At 52.4% G+C, this 20,722-nt stretch carries 15 protein-coding genes, 3 tRNA genes and 3 rRNA genes; 5 read left to right on the forward strand and 16 right to left on the reverse strand.

The features are described from left to right. Positions 1-139: 139 nt before the first annotated feature. Complete coding sequence (gene ilvY, locus AB4H76_RS22855) at positions 140-1,033, forward strand: HTH-type transcriptional activator IlvY (RefSeq protein WP_000365791.1); 894 nt, start codon at positions 140-142, stop codon at positions 1,031-1,033. Positions 1,034-1,084: 51 nt separating this feature from the next. On the opposite strand, the gene ilvA is transcribed toward ilvY, so the two are convergent. From ilvA to ilvL, 7 genes are all read right to left on the reverse strand, one after another. Further along, entirely contained in the window at positions 1,085-2,629 is a 1,545-nt protein-coding gene (ilvA, locus tag AB4H76_RS22860; RefSeq protein ID WP_001338652.1) for a threonine ammonia-lyase, biosynthetic, read from the reverse strand. Positions 2,630-2,631: 2 nt separating this feature from the next. Further along, positions 2,632-4,482 carry a dihydroxy-acid dehydratase gene (gene ilvD / locus AB4H76_RS22865; protein ID WP_001127419.1) on the reverse strand — a complete coding sequence of 617 codons (1,851 nt, stop codon included), beginning with the start codon at positions 4,480-4,482 and terminating at the stop codon, positions 2,632-2,634. 64 nt (positions 4,483-4,546) lie between these two features. Next, a complete protein-coding gene (gene ilvE, locus AB4H76_RS22870; protein ID WP_000208515.1) occupies positions 4,547-5,476 on the reverse strand; it encodes a branched-chain-amino-acid transaminase in 930 nt (309 codons plus the stop codon). Between the two features lie 19 nt (positions 5,477-5,495). Then, positions 5,496-5,759 carry an acetolactate synthase 2 small subunit gene (gene ilvM, locus AB4H76_RS22875; RefSeq protein ID WP_000983255.1) on the reverse strand — a complete coding sequence of 88 codons (264 nt, stop codon included), beginning with the start codon at positions 5,757-5,759 and terminating at the stop codon, positions 5,496-5,498. After that, positions 5,756-7,402, reverse strand: a complete 1,647-nt coding sequence (ilvG, locus tag AB4H76_RS22880; RefSeq protein WP_001012619.1) for an acetolactate synthase 2 catalytic subunit — start codon at positions 7,400-7,402, stop codon at positions 5,756-5,758. The genes ilvM and ilvG overlap by 4 nt, the downstream gene beginning before the upstream one ends. 2 nt (positions 7,403-7,404) lie before the next feature. Further along, positions 7,405-7,455, reverse strand: a complete 51-nt coding sequence (ilvX, locus tag AB4H76_RS22885) for a peptide IlvX (RefSeq protein ID WP_001387183.1) — start codon at positions 7,453-7,455, stop codon at positions 7,405-7,407. Positions 7,456-7,541: 86 nt separating this feature from the next. Continuing rightward, positions 7,542-7,640: an ilv operon leader peptide gene (ilvL, locus tag AB4H76_RS22890; RefSeq protein ID WP_001311244.1), complete on the reverse strand. Its 99-nt coding sequence runs from the start codon at positions 7,638-7,640 to the stop codon at positions 7,542-7,544. A 352-nt stretch (positions 7,641-7,992) separates the two neighbouring features. Between ilvL and AB4H76_RS22895 the strand changes: the two genes are divergently transcribed. Continuing rightward, positions 7,993-9,513: a YifB family Mg chelatase-like AAA ATPase gene (locus tag AB4H76_RS22895; RefSeq protein ID WP_000058987.1), complete on the forward strand. Its 1,521-nt coding sequence runs from the start codon at positions 7,993-7,995 to the stop codon at positions 9,511-9,513. 24 nt (positions 9,514-9,537) lie between these two features. Here AB4H76_RS22895 and maoP read toward each other — a convergent pair whose 3' ends face one another. After that, positions 9,538-9,876, reverse strand: a complete 339-nt coding sequence (gene maoP / locus AB4H76_RS22900; protein WP_000841001.1) for a macrodomain Ori organization protein MaoP — start codon at positions 9,874-9,876, stop codon at positions 9,538-9,540. 118 nt (positions 9,877-9,994) lie between these two features. On the opposite strand from maoP, the gene hdfR reads away from it, so the two are divergent. Next, entirely contained in the window at positions 9,995-10,834 is an 840-nt protein-coding gene (hdfR, locus tag AB4H76_RS22905) for an HTH-type transcriptional regulator HdfR (RefSeq protein ID WP_000379246.1), read from the forward strand. Positions 10,835-10,929: 95 nt separating this feature from the next. Here hdfR and AB4H76_RS22910 read toward each other — a convergent pair. The 6 genes from AB4H76_RS22910 to AB4H76_RS22935 all read right to left on the reverse strand — a co-directional run bounded on the left by AB4H76_RS22910 (position 10,930) and on the right by AB4H76_RS22935 (position 16,155). Continuing rightward, a tRNA-Trp gene (locus AB4H76_RS22910) sits at positions 10,930-11,005 on the reverse strand. Between the two features lie 8 nt (positions 11,006-11,013). Then, positions 11,014-11,090: transfer RNA gene (locus AB4H76_RS22915), tRNA-Asp, on the reverse strand. Between the two features lie 54 nt (positions 11,091-11,144). Further along, positions 11,145-11,260 (reverse strand): 5S ribosomal RNA (gene rrf, locus AB4H76_RS22920). Between the two features lie 95 nt (positions 11,261-11,355). Further along, positions 11,356-14,259: ribosomal RNA gene (locus AB4H76_RS22925) — 23S ribosomal RNA — on the reverse strand. Between the two features lie 193 nt (positions 14,260-14,452). Further along, positions 14,453-14,528: transfer RNA gene (locus AB4H76_RS22930), tRNA-Glu, on the reverse strand. Positions 14,529-14,613: 85 nt separating this feature from the next. Continuing rightward, positions 14,614-16,155 (reverse strand): 16S ribosomal RNA (locus AB4H76_RS22935). Together the 16S, 23S and 5S rRNA genes with 3 tRNA genes alongside form the textbook arrangement of a ribosomal RNA operon. Positions 16,156-16,635: 480 nt before the next feature. On the opposite strand from AB4H76_RS22935, the gene AB4H76_RS22940 reads away from it, so the two are divergent. Continuing rightward, a complete protein-coding gene (locus tag AB4H76_RS22940) occupies positions 16,636-17,328 on the forward strand; it encodes a FadR/GntR family transcriptional regulator (protein ID WP_001131164.1) in 693 nt (230 codons plus the stop codon). A 22-nt stretch (positions 17,329-17,350) separates the two neighbouring features. Beyond that, the gene (mdtD, locus tag AB4H76_RS22945) at positions 17,351-18,778 is read left to right on the forward strand and encodes a multidrug transporter subunit MdtD (protein WP_001280852.1); all 1,428 of its coding nucleotides are present in this window, start codon (positions 17,351-17,353) and stop codon (positions 18,776-18,778) included. On the opposite strand, the gene rbsR is transcribed toward mdtD, so the two are convergent. Beyond that, positions 18,744-19,736 (reverse strand): ribose operon transcriptional repressor RbsR, encoded by a 993-nt coding sequence (rbsR, locus tag AB4H76_RS22950; RefSeq protein ID WP_072650737.1) that lies wholly within the window; start codon positions 19,734-19,736, stop codon positions 18,744-18,746. The genes mdtD and rbsR overlap by 35 nt on opposite strands. A gap of 3 nt (positions 19,737-19,739) precedes the next feature. Continuing rightward, positions 19,740-20,669: a ribokinase gene (rbsK, locus tag AB4H76_RS22955; RefSeq protein ID WP_077492166.1), complete on the reverse strand. Its 930-nt coding sequence runs from the start codon at positions 20,667-20,669 to the stop codon at positions 19,740-19,742. Positions 20,670-20,722: the final 53 nt, after the last annotated feature.

Here is a 20,722-nt window from a genome sequence, read left to right on the forward strand (position 1 = left end):
CGTGATGTTGTGCTTCTTATTGTTCGGTTCGCGTTTGCGAGATTGAATTCACTATATGACAGGAAATTTATTGCGGAAATTGATATATTCACAACGTCACATTGCAATTTTTGCAACGTCAACATCGAGGGCTGTCCCTGTGGATTTACGCGATCTGAAAACCTTCCTGCATCTGGCGGAAAGCCGCCATTTTGGCCGCAGCGCGCGGGCGATGCACGTTAGCCCATCCACGCTCTCACGGCAGATTCAGCGCCTGGAAGAAGATCTCGGTCAGCCGCTGTTTGTGCGCGATAACCGCACGGTGACGCTGACTGAAGCGGGCGAAGAGCTGCGCGTTTTCGCCCAGCAAACGCTGTTGCAGTATCAGCAGTTGCGCCACACCATCGATCAGCAAGGGCCGTCGCTCTCTGGCGAATTACATATCTTCTGCTCGGTGACCGCTGCCTACAGCCATCTGCCGCCGATTCTGGATCGCTTCCGCGCGGAACACCCGTCGGTGGAGATTAAACTTACTACTGGTGATGCGGCAGATGCGATGGAAAAGGTGGTCACTGGTGAAGCGGATCTGGCGATTGCGGGTAAACCGGAAACCTTGCCCGGCGCAGTGGCGTTTTCGATGCTGGAGAATCTGGCAGTAGTGCTGATTGCCCCCGCGCTGCCCTGCCCGGTGCGTAATCAGGTGTCGGTAGAGAAGCCGGACTGGTCAACGGTGCCGTTTATTATGGCCGATCAGGGGCCGGTACGCCGCCGCATTGAACTGTGGTTTCGACGCAATAAAATCAGTAACCCGATGATTTACGCCACGGTTGGCGGGCATGAAGCGATGGTATCGATGGTGGCACTCGGCTGTGGCGTGGCATTGTTGCCGGAAGTGGTGCTGGAAAACAGCCCCGAACCGGTGCGTAACCGCGTGATGATTTTAGAGCGCAGCGATGAGAAAACGCCGTTTGAGCTGGGCGTGTGTGCGCAGAAAAAGCGGCTACATGAGCCGCTAATTGAGGCATTCTGGAAGATTTTGCCGAACCACAAATGACGTTGTCGCGCGGGTAGGCCTGATAAGCGAAGCGCTATCAGGCATTTTTCCCTAACCCGCCAAAAAGAACCTGAACGCCGGGTTATTGGTTTCGTCGTGGCAATCGTAGCCCAGCTCATTCAGCCGGGTTTCGAAATCCGGTTCATGGTCGCCAAGTTCGAACGCCGCCAGTACGCGCCCGTAGTCGGTGCCATGGCTGCGATAGTGGAACAAAGAAATGTTCCAGTACGTACCCAGCGTGTTGAGGAAGCGCAGCAGCGCGCCCGGTGATTCCGGGAATTCGAAGCTGTAGAGGCGTTCCTGCAACGGATGCGATGGACGTCCGCCGACCATATAGCGCACGTGTAGCTTCGCCATTTCGTCGTCGGAGAGATCAACCACGCTGTAGCCGCCGTCGTTGAGCATCTGCAAAATTTCTTTGCGCTCTTCGAGGCCGCGGCTCAGGCGCACACCGACAAAGATGCAGGCGTTTTTGGCATCGGCAAAACGGTAGTTGAACTCGGTGACCGAACGCCCGCCAAGCAGTTGGCAGAATTTGAGGAAGCTGCCTTTTTCTTCCGGAATGGTCACCGCCAACAACGCTTCACGCTGTTCGCCCAGTTCGCAGCGTTCTGAGACGTAGCGCAGGCCGTGGAAGTTCACGTTGGCACCGGAAAGAATATGCGCCAGCCGTTCGCCGCGAATGTTGTGCAGGGCGATATATTTTTTCATTCCCGCCAGCGCCAGCGCGCCAGAGGGTTCCGCCACCGCGCGCACATCTTCGAATAAATCCTTCATCGCCGCACAGATCGCATCGCTATCGACGGTGATGATGTCGTCGAGATACTCCTGGCATAAACGGAAGGTTTCGTCACCGATGCGTTTTACCGCTACGCCTTCAGCAAATAGCCCTACGCGCGGCAGATCAACCGGATGACCCGCATCCAGCGCTGCTTTCAGGCAGGCGGAGTCTTCCGCTTCTACGGCGATCACTTTGATTTGCGGCATCAGTTGTTTGATCAGCACCGCCACGCCAGCAGCCAGACCGCCGCCGCCGACTGGCACAAATACGCGGTCGAGATGGGCGTCCTGCTGGAGCAGTTCCAGCGCCAGCGTGCCTTGCCCGGCAATCACCATCGGATGGTCGAACGGCGGCACCCAGGTGAACCCCTGCTGCTGTGACAGTTCGATCGCTTTGGCTTTCGCTTCATCAAAGTTCGCACCGTGGAGCAGCACTTCGCCGCCGAAGCCGCGCACCGCATCAACTTTGATATCGGCGGTGGCGGTTGGCATGACGATCAGTGCCTTCACGCCTAACCGTGCGGAAGAAAACGCGACGCCCTGCGCGTGGTTACCCGCAGAAGCGGTGATCACGCCGTGCGCTTTTTGTTCTTCCGTCAGGCCCGCCATCATGGCGTATGCACCGCGCAGCTTAAAGCTGTGCACCGGCTGGCGATCTTCGCGCTTCACCAGAATCACGTTATCAAGACGCGACGACAGTTTTTCCATTTTCTGTAGCGGCGTAACCTGCGCCGCTTCATAGACCGGCGCGCGTAGCACCGCTCTTAAATATTCGGCACCTTCCGGGGTGCCGGACAGGGGTTGCGAGTCAGCCATCATTAACCCCCCAGTTTCGATTTATCGCGCACCGCACCTTTGTCGGCGCTGGTCGCCAGGCTGGCGTAGGCACGCAGCGCAAAGGAAACCTGACGTTCACGGTTTTTCGGCGTCCAGGCTTTGTCACCCCGGGCTTCCTGCGCTTCACGACGCGCCGCCAGTTCGGCATCGCTTACCTGTAACTGAATACCACGGTTCGGAATGTCGATAGCGATAAGATCGCCGTCTTCAATCAGGCCAATGCTGCCGCCGCTTGCCGCTTCCGGTGAGACGTGCCCGATAGAAAGGCCAGAGGTGCCGCCAGAGAAACGACCGTCGGTGATCAGCGCACAGGCTTTACCGAGCCCCATTGATTTCAGGAAGCTGGTTGGGTAGAGCATTTCCTGCATCCCCGGACCGCCTTTCGGGCCTTCATAGCGGATCACCACCACATCGCCCGCGACAACTTTACCGCCGAGAATCGCTTCTACCGCGTCGTCCTGGCTTTCGTACACTTTCGCCGGGCCGGTGAATTTGAGGATGCTGTCATCGACGCCCGCGGTTTTAACGATGCAGCCGTTTTCTGCGAAATTACCGTAGAGCACCGCCAGGCCGCCGTCTTTGCTGTAGGCGTGTTCCAGCGAGCGGATACAGCCGTTTGCGCGATCGTCATCGAGAGAATCCCAACGGCAATCCTGCGAGAATGCCTGTGTAGTCCGAATGCCCGCCGGGCCTGCGCGGAACATATTTTTTACCGCGTCATCCTGGGTCAGCATAACGTCGTATTGTTCCAGCGTTTGCGGCAACGTCAGGCCAAGTACGTTTTTCACATCACGGTTCAGTAACCCCGCACGATCCAGTTCGCCGAGAATACCGATAACACCACCAGCACGATGAACATCTTCCATATGGTATTTCTGGGTGCTCGGCGCAACTTTACACAGCTGCGGAACCTTGCGGGAGAGCTTATCGATATCACTCATGGTGAAGTCGATTTCCGCTTCCTGCGCCGCCGCCAGCAGGTGAAGTACGGTGTTAGTCGATCCACCCATCGCGATATCCAGCGTCATGGCGTTTTCAAACGCCGCCTTACTGGCGATATTACGCGGCAGTGCACTTTCGTCGTTTTGCTCGTAATAACGTTTGGTCAATTCAACAATGCGTTTACCAGCATTAAGGAACAGCTGCTTACGGTCCGCGTGGGTTGCCAGCAGCGAGCCGTTGCCTGGCTGCGACAAACCCAGCGCTTCGGTCAGGCAGTTCATTGAGTTAGCGGTAAACATCCCGGAGCAGGAACCGCAGGTTGGGCAGGCGGAACGTTCAACCTGATCGCTCTGGGAGTCAGAGACTTTCGGGTCTGCGCCCTGGATCATCGCATCAACCAGATCGAGCTTGATTATCCGATCGGACAGCTTGGTTTTCCCGGCTTCCATCGGGCCGCCGGAAACAAAGATCACCGGAATATTTAATCGCAGGGAAGCCATCAACATCCCAGGGGTGATTTTGTCGCAGTTGGAGATACAGACCATGGCATCGGCGCAGTGGGCGTTGACCATATACTCAACGGAATCAGCGATCAGTTCGCGAGATGGCAGTGAATAAAGCATCCCCCCGTGGCCCATGGCAATCCCATCATCCACCGCAATGGTGTTGAACTCTTTGGCAACGCCGCCAGCCGCTTCAATTTGTTCGGCGACCAGTTTACCGAGATCGCGCAGATGGACGTGACCCGGTACAAATTGGGTGAACGAGTTCACAACCGCGATAATCGGCTTACCGAAATCGGCGTCGGTCATCCCGGTGGCGCGCCACAGTGCGCGGGCCCCCGCCATATTACGGCCATGGGTGGTGGTGGCGGAACGGTACTTAGGCATACTTTATTTACTCCCAGTGTCTGTCTCGTAAATGGGACGGTGCGTGCCGTCCCATTTTTTGTATTTATTGATTAACTTGATCTAACCAGCCCCATTTATCTTCGGTTTCGCCAGTGAAGAGGCCGAAGAAGGCTTGCTGGATGCGTTTGGTAACCGGGCCGCAACGGCCTTCACCAACCTGAATACCATCTACGCTGCGCACTGGCGTGATTTCTGCCGCAGTACCGGACATAAACACTTCATCCGCCAGGTACAGGGATTCGCGCGACAGAACCTGCTCACGCACATCAATTCCCAGCTCTTTCGCCAGTTTGATGATGGCATCACGGGTAATACCCGGCAGCGCGGAGGAGGTGAACGGTGGGGTGAACAGCACACCATCTTTCACTTCAAACAGGTTTTCGCCTGCGCCTTCAGAGATATAACCGTTCACATCCAGCGCGATACCTTCCTGATAACCGTGGCGGCGCGCTTCGCTACCCACCAGCAGGGAAGAGAGATAGTTACCACCGGCTTTTGCCGCGGTTGGGATGGTGTTTGGTGCTGCGCGGTTCCAGGAGGAAACCATCGCATCGATCCCCTGCTCCAGCGCTTCTGCGCCCAGATACGCTCCCCACGGGAAAGCGGCGATAATCACATCGGTTGAGTATCCCGCTGGCGGGTTTACACCCATGCCAACATCACCAACGAAGATCAGCGGACGGATATAGGCGCTGGTGAGATTGTTTTTGCGGATCACGTCACGACAAGCTTCCATCAGCTCATCAATGCTCTGCGAAACCGGGAAGCGATAGATTTTGGCGGAGTCATGCAGACGCTGCATATGCTCACGATGGCGGAATACAACCGGTCCTTTGTGCGAGTCGTAGCAACGGATGCCTTCAAAAACCGAGGTGCCATAGTGCAGCGCGTGCGACATCACATGCACCTTCGCGTCTTCCCAGCGAACCATCTCCCCATTGAACCAAATGTAATCAGCTTTCTTCGTGGTCATTTTTATATTCCTTTTGCGCTCAGGCGCGGATTTGTTGTGATGTGGTTGTGCTCTGGCAGATGGCAACGTGTGCGACGTCCACCAGTTTATTTAACTGACTAAACAGTAAGTCGACCGACCGTGGGCTGGCAACGGTCAATTCGATATTTATATTTTGTGCATCGCTGGCGGCGGCCATATTCATTGAGCAGACGTGGAAACCACGATGACGCACCACGCGTAAAACACGTTCTAAGGTTTCCGGATTGAAGCGAGCTGATACATTGACCTGATGTTGCATCATGATAATTTCTCCAACATTTCTGAATTACTGGCACCAGGCGGCACCAGCGGCCAGACGTTCTCAAGTTCGTCGATTGAGACATGAAGCAGGTATGGCCCATCACTGTTCAGCATGGTGTCGAGTGCCGCTTCAACCTGGTCTTTACGGGTGATGTGTTGGCCAGGGATGCCGAAGGCGCTGGCTAACATGAGGAAATCGGGGTTATCGGTAAGGGTGGTTTCGCTATATCGTTCCTGGAAAAACAGTTGCTGCCATTGTCGAACCATCCCTAACCGTTGGTTATCGAGTAAGACGATTTTCAACGGTAACTGCTTGCGTTTTACGGTGCCCAGCTCTTGCACATTCATCATGAAAGAGCCGTCACCGGAGATACAGACGACGGTATCGTTTGGTCGCGCGACTTGCGCGCCAACCGCCGCCGGTAAACCAAAACCCATGGTGCCTAAGCCGCTGGAGGTGATGAAATTTTCCGGGCGAGTGTGGGCGATGTGCTGCGCAGCCCACATCTGGTGCTGCCCCACATCTGTGGTCACGACGCAATCCGCAGGTTTACGATCTGACAGTTGTTTTAACAACAACGGCGCGTAGATAGCGTCACCGGGATGGTCGTAACGCCAGGCATGTTCATCACGCAGCTGCGCGCAGTGTAGCTGCCAGTCATTGATATTTAACGGCTGCTGTAATGCTGGTAACAGAGCATTTAAATCACCTTGTAATGCCACATGTGCCTGACGCAGCTTGTTCATTTCTGCCGGGTCGATATCCATATGGATAACACTGGCGTGTGGTGCGAAGGTGTTCAGTTTGCCGGTCACCCGGTCATCAAAACGTGCACCCACGGCGATCAGCAAGTCGCACTCCTGCACCGCGAAGTTCGCCGCTTTGGTGCCATGCATTCCCAGCATGCCCAGATAGTACGGATAATCTGCTTCAACTGCGCCCAGCCCTTTCAGCGTGCAGGTGGCAGGCATTTTTGTGGTAGCGAGAAATTCTCGTAAAGCAGGAACTGCCTGCGCCATACCCACGCCACCACCAACGTACAGCATCGGTTTTTGCGCTTTTGCCAGCATCTGGCGCGCTTGCTCAACTTCGGCATGTGGGAAAGTCACTTCGTTTTCAACGGTGGTGAACCACGGTTCCAGGTCGCCGCTGGCTAACTGGATATCTTTTGGGATATCGACCAGAACCGGACCAGGACGACCTGAGCTGGCAACGTCGAATGCTTCAGCCATAATGCGCGGCAACTCTTCCAGCGACTGCACCAGAAAGCTGTGCTTGGTACAGGCTAACGACAATCCCAGGACATCCACTTCCTGAAATGCGTCAGTACCGATAAACGGTGCGGACACTTGACCGGTGATGGCAACAACAGGGATAGAATCTAACAGTGCGTCCGCAAGCCCGGTTATCAGGTTGGTTGCGCCCGGACCAGACGTGGCGATACATACGCCAGTTTTGCCGGTAGCACGGGCATAACCGATAGCCGCCATTGCCGCGCCCTGTTCATGTCGGCACAGCAAGTGCTCCACGCCGCCGTCATACAATGCATCGTAAACCGGCATAATTGCGCCACCCGGATAACCGAAAACGGTGTTCACACCCTGTGCCCGCAACGCATGTACCACCCACTGTGCGCCATTCATAGTTAGTTCCCCGTCCTGAATCTTGAGAAACAGAATTTTGTGCTGTTATTCATTGTCTGCTCCTCGGTTATGTTTTTAAGGTCAAAAAAAACCCCCGGACCTTTCGGTGCGGGGGTCTTAGTTCGTTAAGGCTTGATCTCTAAGCCTTTCCTCGTCCAAGTGCAGCCCCGCACGGTGGGATAATAATCACCACCACGCTAATCACGACCAGGCTAATCACTCGTAGAAGGGCTGTCATTTTGTCTTTTCTTGCATCTTGTTCGAAGGAATGCCTAAAGAGTTACCATAGATTTTGCGAATAGCACAAGATATTTTTTGGCCGTTTTTTATGATGGCTTTAATAATTTCAATAGAAATTGTTGTTTTTTAAAAAGAAAATAGTGAGTGAAAAAAATTCAATTTCAGTACGAATGTTGTTCCCTCCCTCGTAGTTCATCCTTTGTCCGCTGCATTTTTGCGAGCATCATTCCACCGCCAGAACAACTCAACTTCACTTGCACAAATAAACAGGAATCAGCCACTAAAATTCACGAATTAGCGGGCTACAGCAGCGATATCTTATGCACATAATGGTGACTCAAGGAGGGCTTATGTCACTGTCAATTGTTCATACCCGCGCAGCCCTGGGAGTAAATGCGCCCCCAATCACTGTTGAGGTACATATCAGTAAAGGTCTACCCGGTTTAACGATGGTGGGCTTACCAGAAACAACGGTAAAAGAAGCCCGCGATCGCGTGCGCAGCGCCATTATCAATAGCGGATATGAATATCCGGCCAAAAAAATCACCATCAACCTGGCTCCAGCCGATCTGCCAAAAGAAGGGGGACGATATGATTTACCTATCGCCATTGCGTTGCTGGCGGCCTCAGAACAGCTTACAGCCAATAAGTTAGATGAATATGAATTAGTCGGAGAACTGGCGCTTACAGGCGCTCTGCGTGGCGTTCCCGGTGCAATCTCCAGTGCAACTGAAGCTATTAAGTCGGGCAGAAAAATTATCGTCGCGAAAGATAACGAAGATGAAGTGGGGCTAATTAACGGTGAAGGATGCCTGATAGCCGATCATCTGCAGGCTGTCTGTGCGTTTCTGGAAGGTAAGCACACTCTCGAACGCCCGAAACCAACTGATGCAGTATCCCGGGCGCTACAACATGATCTCAGTGATGTTGTCGGTCAGGAGCAAGGAAAGCGAGGACTGGAAATTACCGCCGCTGGTGGGCACAACCTTTTACTGATTGGACCGCCGGGAACAGGTAAAACAATGCTCGCCAGCCGTATTAATGGCCTGTTGCCAGATTTAAGCAATGAAGAGGCACTGGAGAGCGCTGCGATATTAAGTCTGGTAAATGCTGAATCAGTACAAAAACAATGGCGGCAGCGCCCGTTCCGCTCACCTCATCACAGTGCGTCGTTAACTGCGATGGTGGGCGGTGGTGCAATTCCAGGGCCAGGTGAAATTTCGCTGGCGCATAACGGCGTGCTTTTTCTTGATGAGTTACCTGAGTTTGAACGGCGTACACTGGATGCCTTGCGAGAGCCGATTGAATCCGGGCAGATCCATCTTTCACGCACACGAGCAAAAATAACCTATCCAGCCCGTTTCCAGCTTGTCGCGGCGATGAATCCCAGCCCTACCGGACATTATCAGGGAAACCATAACCGCTGCACGCCAGAACAGACATTACGTTATCTCAACCGGCTCTCGGGGCCCTTTCTCGACCGCTTCGATCTCTCACTGGAGATCCCATTACCACCCCCCGGCATTTTGAGTAAAACGGTAGTGCCGGGAGAAAGCAGCACCACCGTTAAACAACGTGTAATGGCTGCCAGAGAGCGCCAATTTAAGCGGCAGAATAAGTTGAACGCCTGGCTGGATAGTCCGGAAATACGCAAATTCTGCAAGCTTGAGAGCGAAGATGCGCAGTGGCTGGAAGAAACGCTGATCCATCTGGGGTTATCGATTCGTGCCTGGCAGCGGTTATTGAAAGTTGCACGAACCATTGCTGATATTGATCAGTCCGACATTATCACACGTCAGCATTTGCAGGAGGCAGTTAGCTATCGTGCCATTGACCGTTTGCTCATCCATCTGCAAAAACTACTGACATAAAAAAAGGGCATTTCGCCCTTTTTATTAATCGTCAGAATCGGTGTAGTCTTCAGCACCTTCAACCTGCGGTTTACCGCCGGAAAGGGTGTGAAAACGTTTTGGACGCTTGATACGCGTCATATACTTGGACCACACGCGTTCTGCTTCTGTCACTGGCTCACGTTCGCCACGGCATACTGCTACGAAGAGTTTCTCTTCCTCGGTAACCGGCTCGCGTTTGCCAAGATCCAACTCATTGAAGGCATAACCATGACGCTCAAGCAGTTGTGCCTCTTTGATGGTGAAATCACCATGACGAGAGAATCCACGTGGATAATGTTTATTGTCGAAATATCGATTAGTCGTCGTAAAGCTTTCCGCCATCCTGCACGCTCCTAATTCTTTGACCGAGCTAGTTATGGCGCGGAGTATTAGTTACGCTTGACAGAGTGTAAAACAAAACATTTAAATCATAACGACAAATAATTTTGCGGAGAGCACTGTGGATACGGAATTGTTAAAAACTTTCCTGGAAGTTAGCCGAACGCGTCACTTTGGTCGAGCGGCTGAATCGCTCTATCTGACCCAGTCAGCAGTGAGCTTTCGAATCAGACAACTGGAAAATCAACTGGGTGTGAACCTTTTCACCCGCCACAGAAACAATATCCGTTTAACCGCTGCCGGTGAAAAACTACTGCCTTATGCAGAAACGCTCATGAGCACCTGGCAGGCCGCCCGTAAGGAGGTGGCGCATACCTCACGACATAACGAGTTTTCTATCGGTGCCAGCGCCTCATTGTGGGAATGTATGCTTAATCAGTGGCTGGGACGTTTGTATCAAAATCAGGATGCCCATACAGGCTTACAGTTCGAAGCGCGAATTGCCCAACGGCAGTCTCTGGTAAAACAGCTGCATGAACGCCAGCTTGATCTTCTTATTACCACTGAAGCGCCCAAAATGGACGAATTTAGTAGTCAGTTGCTGGGGTATTTCACTTTAGCGCTTTATACCAGTGCCCCTTCTAAACTAAAGGGAGATCTTAACTATCTGCGACTGGAGTGGGGGCCAGATTTTCAACAGCATGAGGCAGGTTTGATCGGTGCTGACGAAGTGCCCATTCTGACAACCAGTTCTGCTGAACTGGCACAGCAACAGATTGCGATGCTTAATGGTTGCACCTGGCTACCCGTCAGCTGGGCGCGTAAAAAAGGCGGCCTGCATACCGTTGTCGATAGCACAACACTTTCACGGCCGCTTTATGCCATATGGCTGCAAAATAGCGATAAAAATACGTTGATTCGCGATCTATTGAAAATTAACGTGCTGGATGAAGTGTATTAATATGAATGGCTGGCAAGGATGCCGGTAGAAGGATTTACTTCAGAGAGGGTTATTTCAGATAAAAAAAATCCTTAGCTTTCGCTAAGGATGATTTCTGGCAGGGGCGGAGAGACTCGAACTCCCAACACCCGGTTTTGGAGACCGGTGCTCTACCAATTGAACTACGCCCCTAATTAGGGTGGCGGAACGGACGGGACTCGAACCCGCGACCCCCTGCGTGACAGGCAGGTATTCTAACCGACTGAACTACCGCTCCACCGAATTCTTTTACAACCACCGGTTTTATGACCGGCTTACTGCTTAATTTGATGCCTGGCAGTTCCCTACTCTCGCATGGGGAGACCCCACACTACCATCGGCGCTACGGCGTTTCACTTCTGAGTTCGGCATGGGGTCAGGTGGGACCACCGCGCTAAGGCCGCCAGGCAAATTCTGTTTTATCAGACCGCTTCTGCGTTCTGATTTAATCTGTATCAGGCTGAAAATCTTTCTCTCATCCGCCAAAACAGCTTCGGCGTTGTAAGGTTAAGCCTCACGGTTCATTAGTACCGGTTAGCTCAACGCATCGCTGCGCTTACACACCCGGCCTATCAACGTCGTCGTCTTCAACGTTCCTTCAGGACTCTCAAGGAGTCAGGGAGAACTCATCTCGGGGCAAGTTTCGTGCTTAGATGCTTTCAGCACTTATCTCTTCCGCATTTAGCTACCGGGCAGTGCCATTGGCATGACAACCCGAACACCAGTGATGCGTCCACTCCGGTCCTCTCGTACTAGGAGCAGCCCCCCTCAGTTCTCCAGCGCCCACGGCAGATAGGGACCGAACTGTCTCACGACGTTCTAAACCCAGCTCGCGTACCACTTTAAATGGCGAACAGCCATACCCTTGGGACCTACTTCAGCCCCAGGATGTGATGAGCCGACATCGAGGTGCCAAACACCGCCGTCGATATGAACTCTTGGGCGGTATCAGCCTGTTATCCCCGGAGTACCTTTTATCCGTTGAGCGATGGCCCTTCCATTCAGAACCACCGGATCACTATGACCTGCTTTCGCACCTGCTCGCGCCGTCACGCTCGCAGTCAAGCTGGCTTATGCCATTGCACTAACCTCCTGATGTCCGACCAGGATTAGCCAACCTTCGTGCTCCTCCGTTACTCTTTAGGAGGAGACCGCCCCAGTCAAACTACCCACCAGACACTGTCCGCAACCCGGATTACGGGTCAACGTTAGAACATCAAACATTAAAGGGTGGTATTTCAAGGTCGGCTCCATGCAGACTGGCGTCCACACTTCAAAGCCTCCCACCTATCCTACACATCAAGGCTCAATGTTCAGTGTCAAGCTATAGTAAAGGTTCACGGGGTCTTTCCGTCTTGCCGCGGGTACACTGCATCTTCACAGCGAGTTCAATTTCACTGAGTCTCGGGTGGAGACAGCCTGGCCATCATTACGCCATTCGTGCAGGTCGGAACTTACCCGACAAGGAATTTCGCTACCTTAGGACCGTTATAGTTACGGCCGCCGTTTACCGGGGCTTCGATCAAGAGCTTCGCTTGCGCTGACCCCATCAATTAACCTTCCGGCACCGGGCAGGCGTCACACCGTATACGTCCACTTTCGTGTTTGCACAGTGCTGTGTTTTTAATAAACAGTTGCAGCCAGCTGGTATCTTCGACTGATTTCAGCTCCACGAGCAAGTCGCTTCACCTACATATCAGCGTGCCTTCTCCCGAAGTTACGGCACCATTTTGCCTAGTTCCTTCACCCGAGTTCTCTCAAGCGCCTTGGTATTCTCTACCTGACCACCTGTGTCGGTTTGGGGTACGATTTGATGTTACCTGATGCTTAGAGGCTTTTCCTGGAAGCAGGGCATTTGTTGCTTCAGCACCGTAGTGCCTCGTCATCACGCCTCAGCCTTGATTTTCCGGATTTGCCTGGAAAACCAGCCTACACGCTTAAACCGGGACAACCGTCGCCCGGCCAACATAGCCTTCTCCGTCCCCCCTTCGCAGTAACACCAAGTACAGGAATATTAACCTGTTTCCCATCGACTACGCCTTTCGGCCTCGCCTTAGGGGTCGACTCACCCTGCCCCGATTAACGTTGGACAGGAACCCTTGGTCTTCCGGCGAGCGGGCTTTTCACCCGCTTTATCGTTACTTATGTCAGCATTCGCACTTCTGATACCTCCAGCATGCCTCACAGCACACCTTCGCAGGCTTACAGAACGCTCCCCTACCCAACAACGCATCAGCGTCGCTGCCGCAGCTTCGGTGCATGGTTTAGCCCCGTTACATCTTCCGCGCAGGCCGACTCGACCAGTGAGCTATTACGCTTTCTTTAAATGATGGCTGCTTCTAAGCCAACATCCTGGCTGTCTGGGCCTTCCCACATCGTTTCCCACTTAACCATGACTTTGGGACCTTAGCTGGCGGTCTGGGTTGTTTCCCTCTTCACGACGGACGTTAGCACCCGCCGTGTGTCTCCCGTGATAACATTCTCCGGTATTCGCAGTTTGCATCGGGTTGGTAAGTCGGGATGACCCCCTTGCCGAAACAGTGCTCTACCCCCGGAGATGAATTCACGAGGCGCTACCTAAATAGCTTTCGGGGAGAACCAGCTATCTCCCGGTTTGATTGGCCTTTCACCCCCAGCCACAAGTCATCCGCTAATTTTTCAACATTAGTCGGTTCGGTCCTCCAGTTAGTGTTACCCAACCTTCAACCTGCCCATGGCTAGATCACCGGGTTTCGGGTCTATACCCTGCAACTTAACGCCCAGTTAAGACTCGGTTTCCCTTCGGCTCCCCTATTCGGTTAACCTTGCTACAGAATATAAGTCGCTGACCCATTATACAAAAGGTACGCAGTCACACGCCGAAGCGTGCTCCCACTGCTTGTACGTACACGGTTTCAGGTTCTTTTTCACTCCCCTCGCCGGGGTTCTTTTCGCCTTTCCCTCACGGTACTGGTTCACTATCGGTCAGTCAGGAGTATTTAGCCTTGGAGGATGGTCCCCCCATATTCAGACAGGATACCACGTGTCCCGCCCTACTCATCGAGCTCACAGCATGTGCATTTTTGTGTACGGGGCTGTCACCCTGTATCGCGCGCCTTTCCAGACGCTTCCACTAACACACACACTGATTCAGGCTCTGGGCTGCTCCCCGTTCGCTCGCCGCTACTGGGGGAATCTCGGTTGATTTCTTTTCCTCGGGGTACTTAGATGTTTCAGTTCCCCCGGTTCGCCTCATTAACCTATGGATTCAGTTAATGATAGTGTGTCGAAACACACTGGGTTTCCCCATTCGGAAATCGCCGGTTATAACGGTTCATATCACCTTACCGACGCTTATCGCAGATTAGCACGTCCTTCATCGCCTCTGACTGCCAGGGCATCCACCGTGTACGCTTAGTCGCTTAACCTCACAACCCGAAGATGTTTCTTTCGATTCATCATCGCGTTGCGAAAATTTGAGAGACTCACGAACAACTTTCGTTGTTCAGTGTTTCAATTTTCAGCTTGATCCAGATTTTTAAAGAGCAAATATATCAAACATCACCCGAAGATGAGTTTTGAGATATTAAGGCAGGTGACTTTCACTCACAAACCAGCAAGTGGCGTCCCCTAGGGGATTCGAACCCCTGTTACCGCCGTGAAAGGGCGGTGTCCTGGGCCTCTAGACGAAGGGGACGTATCAGTCTGCTTCGCAAGACGCCTTGCTTTTCACTTTCTATCAGACAATCTGTGTGAGCACTGCAAAGAACGCTTCTTTAAGGTAAGGAGGTGATCCAACCGCAGGTTCCCCTACGGTTACCTTGTTACGACTTCACCCCAGTCATGAATCACAAAGTGGTAAGCGCCCTCCCGAAGGTTAAGCTACCTACTTCTTTTGCAACCCACTCCCATGGTGTGACGGGCGGTGTGTACAAGGCCCGGGAACGTATTCACCGTGGCATTCTGATCCACGATTACTAGCGATTCCGACTTCATGGAGTCGAGTTGCAGACTCCAATCCGGACTACGACGCACTTTATGAGGTCCGCTTGCTCTCGCGAGGTCGCTTCTCTTTGTATGCGCCATTGTAGCACGTGTGTAGCCCTGGTCGTAAGGGCCATGATGACTTGACGTCATCCCCACCTTCCTCCAGTTTATCACTGGCAGTCTCCTTTGAGTTCCCGGCCGGACCGCTGGCAACAAAGGATAAGGGTTGCGCTCGTTGCGGGACTTAACCCAACATTTCACAACACGAGCTGACGACAGCCATGCAGCACCTGTCTCACGGTTCCCGAAGGCACATTCTCATCTCTGAAAACTTCCGTGGATGTCAAGACCAGGTAAGGTTCTTCGCGTTGCATCGAATTAAACCACATGCTCCACCGCTTGTGCGGGCCCCCGTCAATTCATTTGAGTTTTAACCTTGCGGCCGTACTCCCCAGGCGGTCGACTTAACGCGTTAGCTCCGGAAGCCACGCCTCAAGGGCACAACCTCCAAGTCGACATCGTTTACGGCGTGGACTACCAGGGTATCTAATCCTGTTTGCTCCCCACGCTTTCGCACCTGAGCGTCAGTCTTCGTCCAGGGGGCCGCCTTCGCCACCGGTATTCCTCCAGATCTCTACGCATTTCACCGCTACACCTGGAATTCTACCCCCCTCTACGAGACTCAAGCTTGCCAGTATCAGATGCAGTTCCCAGGTTGAGCCCGGGGATTTCACATCTGACTTAACAAACCGCCTGCGTGCGCTTTACGCCCAGTAATTCCGATTAACGCTTGCACCCTCCGTATTACCGCGGCTGCTGGCACGGAGTTAGCCGGTGCTTCTTCTGCGGGTAACGTCAATGAGCAAAGGTATTAACTTTACTCCCTTCCTCCCCGCTGAAAGTACTTTACAACCCGAAGGCCTTCTTCATACACGCGGCATGGCTGCATCAGGCTTGCGCCCATTGTGCAATATTCCCCACTGCTGCCTCCCGTAGGAGTCTGGACCGTGTCTCAGTTCCAGTGTGGCTGGTCATCCTCTCAGACCAGCTAGGGATCGTCGCCTAGGTGAGCCGTTACCCCACCTACTAGCTAATCCCATCTGGGCACATCCGATGGCAAGAGGCCCGAAGGTCCCCCTCTTTGGTCTTGCGACGTTATGCGGTATTAGCTACCGTTTCCAGTAGTTATCCCCCTCCATCAGGCAGTTTCCCAGACATTACTCACCCGTCCGCCACTCGTCAGCGAAACAGCAAGCTGTTTCCTGTTACCGTTCGACTTGCATGTGTTAGGCCTGCCGCCAGCGTTCAATCTGAGCCATGATCAAACTCTTCAATTTAAAAGTTTGATGCTCAAAGAATTAAACTTCGTAATGAATTACGTGTTCACTCTTGAGACTTGGTATTCATTTTTCGTCTTGCGACGTTAAGAATCCGTATCTTCGAGTGCCCACACAGATTGTCTGATAAATTGTTAAAGAGCAGTGCCGCTTCGCTTTTTCTCAGCGGCGCGGGGTGTGCATAATACGCTTTCCCGCTACAGAGTCAAGCATTTATTTTTGCTTTCTCTGCCGGAGTTCTCAGGAGAACCCCGCTGACCCGGCGGCGTGTTTGCCGTTGTTCCGTGTCAGTGGTGGCGCATTATAGGGAGTTATTCCGGTCTGACAAGAGGAAATTTAAAATAATTTTCTGACCGCGCATTTTTTCAGCAAAAGCCCCGTTAATGTGCCATAAAACAAGCAATTTGCCGTTTTTGCAACCGTAATCACACTCCCTGGTGGCATACTAAGGAGGAATAAAAAGAAAAAGGAAGATAAGTAATGCCTTTAAGCGCACAACAGTTAGCTGCACAGAAAAACCTTTCGTATGTTCTGGCTGAGAAGCTGGCGCAACGGATCTTAAAAGGTGAATATGAACCCGGCACCATTTTGCCCGGTGAGATTGAGCTGGGCGAGCAATTTGGAGTGAGTCGTACAGCGGTACGCGAAGCGGTCAAAACGTTAACGGCAAAAGGGATGGTTTTACCGCGACCGCGAATTGGTACCCGGGTAATGCCACAATCGAACTGGAATTTTCTTGATCAGGAATTGCTTACCTGGTGGATGACAGAAGAGAACTTTCATCAGGTCATCGATCACTTTCTGGTTATGCGTATCTGTCTGGAGCCGCAAGCCTGCCTACTGGCAGCAACGGTTGGCACCGCAGAACAGAAAGCGCATCTCAATACGTTAATGGCCGAAATGGCGGCATTAAAAGAGAACTTTCGCCGTGAACGCTGGATCGAAGTCGATATGGCCTGGCATGAGCATATCTATGAAATGAGCGCCAATCCGTTTTTGACCTCATTCGCCTCGCTATTCCATTCGGTTTATCACACTTACTTCACGTCAATTACCAGCGACACAGTGATAAAGCTGGATCTGCATCAGGCGATTGTCGATGCGATTATCCAAAGCGATGGCGACGCGGCATTTAAAGCTTGTCAGGCGCTGCTACGCTCACCTGATAAGTGATAACCCGATAACAGGACATTGAATGAGCGATAAAAAGAAGCGCAGTATGGCGGGTTTGCCGTGGATCGCTGCGATGGCCTTCTTCATGCAGGCACTTGATGCCACTATTCTGAATACCGCCTTACCCGCAATCGCTCATAGCCTTAATCGTTCTCCTCTCGCGATGCAATCAGCCATCATCAGTTATACGCTGACGGTGGCGATGCTTATTCCGGTAAGCGGATGGCTAGCCGATCGCTTCGGTACGCGTCGCATTTTTACCCTTGCCGTGAGTCTGTTCACATTGGGTTCTCTGGCCTGCGCACTTTCTAATTCGCTACCACAGCTGGTTGTCTTCCGGGTTATTCAGGGGATAGGCGGCGCAATGATGATGCCTGTTGCTCGACTGGCCTTACTGCGCGCTTATCCTCGTAATGAACTTCTTCCAGTATTGAATTTTGTCGCCATGCCGGGTCTGGTGGGGCCAATTTTAGGCCCCGTTCTTGGCGGCGTGCTGGTCACCTGGGCAACCTGGCACTGGATATTTTTAATCAATATCCCCATAGGTATTGCAGGCCTTCTTTACGCGCGCAAACATATGCCCAATTTCACCACCGCACGACGCAGATTCGATATCACTGGCTTTTTGTTGTTTGGCCTCAGCCTTGTTCTCTTCTCAAGCGGAATAGAGCTATTCGGGGAAAAGATTGTCGCCAGCTGGATTGCCTTGACGGTAATTGTCACCAGCATCGGGTTACTGCTTCTCTATATTCTCCATGCGCGACGCACGCCAAACCCATTAATTTCATTAGATTTATTTAAAACCCGCACTTTCTCGATCGGTATCGTAGGCAATATTGCAACCCGTCTGGGGACCGGTTGTGTACCGTTCCTTATGCCATTGATGTTACAGGTAGGATTTGGTTATCAGGCGTTTATTGCCGGCTGTATGATGGCACCGACAGCGTTAGGTTCCATTATTGCAAAATCGATGGTTACCCAAGTCTTACGTCGTCTGGGCTATCGCCATACGTTAGTGGGGATCACGGTGATTATTGGGCTAATGATCGCTCAGTTCTCTTTGCAATCACCGGCAATGGCGATATGGATGCTGATCTTGCCGTTGTTTATATTAGGGATGGCTATGTCGACGCAATTTACCGCGATGAATACCATCACACTTGCCGATCTGACCGATGACAACGCCAGCAGCGGTAACAGTGTTCTGGCGGTCACGCAGCAACTGTCGATTAGTTTAGGCGTTGCTGTAAGTGCGGCCGTCCTTCGCGTTTATGAAGGGATGGAAGGCACAACGACTGTCGAACAATTCCACTATACGTTTATCACGATGGGCATTATTACTGTTGCTTCAGCAGCAATGTTCATGCTTCTGAAAACAACCGATGGTAATAATTTGATCAAAAGACAGCGTAAATCTAAGCCGAACCGCGTTCCATCAGAATCGGAGTAAGTTGTAATCGTTGTTGCTGAAGGGTCGGCTGGGTTATCCGATGGATGAGTACATCAACCGCCAGCTCCCCCAGTTCATCTTTCGGTTGGTGGATAGTGGTTAATGGTGGCGTCATAAAGCTTGCCAGTTCGATATCGTCATAGCCAATCACCGCGATATCCTGCGGAACCTGTAACTCTGCCTGATATAACGCCTGGTAAACGCCAACAGCCATAGCGTCATTTCCGGTAAAGACGGCCTGAGGACGCAGCGGATGTGATAACAGTTGGCGCATGGCGTCAAACCCGCCGTTAAATTCAAAATCACCAGTGACTTCATAGCCATCAGGAATGTTGAGACCCGCACGTTTCATCGCTGCCCGATAACCTTCCAACCGCAGGCGCGCCGGAGTTTTATCCAGCGGACCGGTAATACAGGCGATACGGGTATGACCTTTATCGATCAGATATTGCGTTGCTAAGTCTCCGCCCAGCAACGAGTTATCCTGAATAAGATCGCTGTCGCCATCGAACGGAGCCCAGTCCATCATCACAGTAGGCACTGTCGGATAACGTTGCATGATTTCACGCGAAGGTTGATGCGTTTCGGTGCACAGTAACAGCAAGCCATCAACGCGTTTTTGCATCAGCGTTTCCAGATTGCGATTCATCCGCTGTTCATCGCCTTCGGTATTGCAAAGGACGAGACTATAACCGCGTTCGAAGCAGCTGCGTTCAACGCCACGCACCAGTTCTGAATAGAAAGGATTGGTACTGGCAGTGATCAACATGCCAATGGTATGTGTTTGATTGAGTTTGAGGCTACGCGCCAGGGCTGATGGCGCGTAATTGAGTTCTTTAATCGCCGCTTCAACTTTGGCGGTAATCGCTTCACTGACGAAGCGATCTTTATTGATAACGTGAGAAACTGTTGAGGTAGAAACGCCCGCCAGGCGGGCAACATCTTTCATTGTAGCCAAGCGTCACCTCTGCCTGTCTAAAAATGCGTCGATCTCTTCACGCCACGGTACGGAAGGTTGTGCGCCTTTACGTGTTACGGCAATCGCAGCGGCAGCATGGGCAAACCGAATCGCCTCTGGCAATGGTTTTTCTTCCAGCAACGCCGTGATTAACGCGCCGTTAAAGGTATCTCCGGCAGCAATGGTATCGACAGCCTGCACCCGGAATCCAGGAACGCGCTGACCTTCACCATTCACGCTAGCCCATACACCACGACTTCCTAAAGTAATCAGTACAGTACGGATACCTTTTTCATGCAGTACCTGCGCCGCCTTCGCTGCATCTTCATCATTTTCAACACGAATACCGGTGAGCTTTTCTGCTTCCGTTTCGTTTGGCGTAATAATGTCCACCAGCGCCAGCAGTTCGTCAGGAAGTTCGCGAGCCGGAGCCGGGTTAAGCGCAACGATAGTCTTATTTTGATGGCCGATTTTCGCCGCTGCCATCACACTTTCGAGTGGTGATTCCAGCTGCATTAATAATGCTGACGCGTTGGCAATACGCTCACGTTGCGCTTCCACCAGCGCCGGGGAAAGGGCAGCATTAGCGCCGGCATGAATACCGATGACATTCTCACCTTCGCCATTAACAAAAATCAGCGCCACACCTGTTGATTCGCCTTTGATCACGCTGACCGGAGAAATATCGATGTTATCAGTGGCGAGCTGCTGGCGAACGCTCTCGCCAATGCTGTCATCGCCAGTGCAGGCAATAAACGCGATATTCGCACCGCTACGCCCAGCAGCCACCGCCTGATTCGCGCCTTTGCCGCCAAATGCAACCTGATAGTGGTTACCGGTTACGGTTTCGCCTGGAGTAGGAAAAGATTGAAGATTAAGAATGTGGTCAGCATTAATGCTGCCAAGAACAACGAGGCTGCCTGCGTTTTGCATATTCGGGATGTCCATAAAATGCGCCACCGTGTTAGGGTGGCGCGTGCCCTGCT

The organism is Escherichia sp. UTM R2, assembly GCF_048593455.1.
GTDB classification, from domain to species: Bacteria; Pseudomonadota; Gammaproteobacteria; order Enterobacterales; family Enterobacteriaceae; genus Escherichia; species Escherichia coli.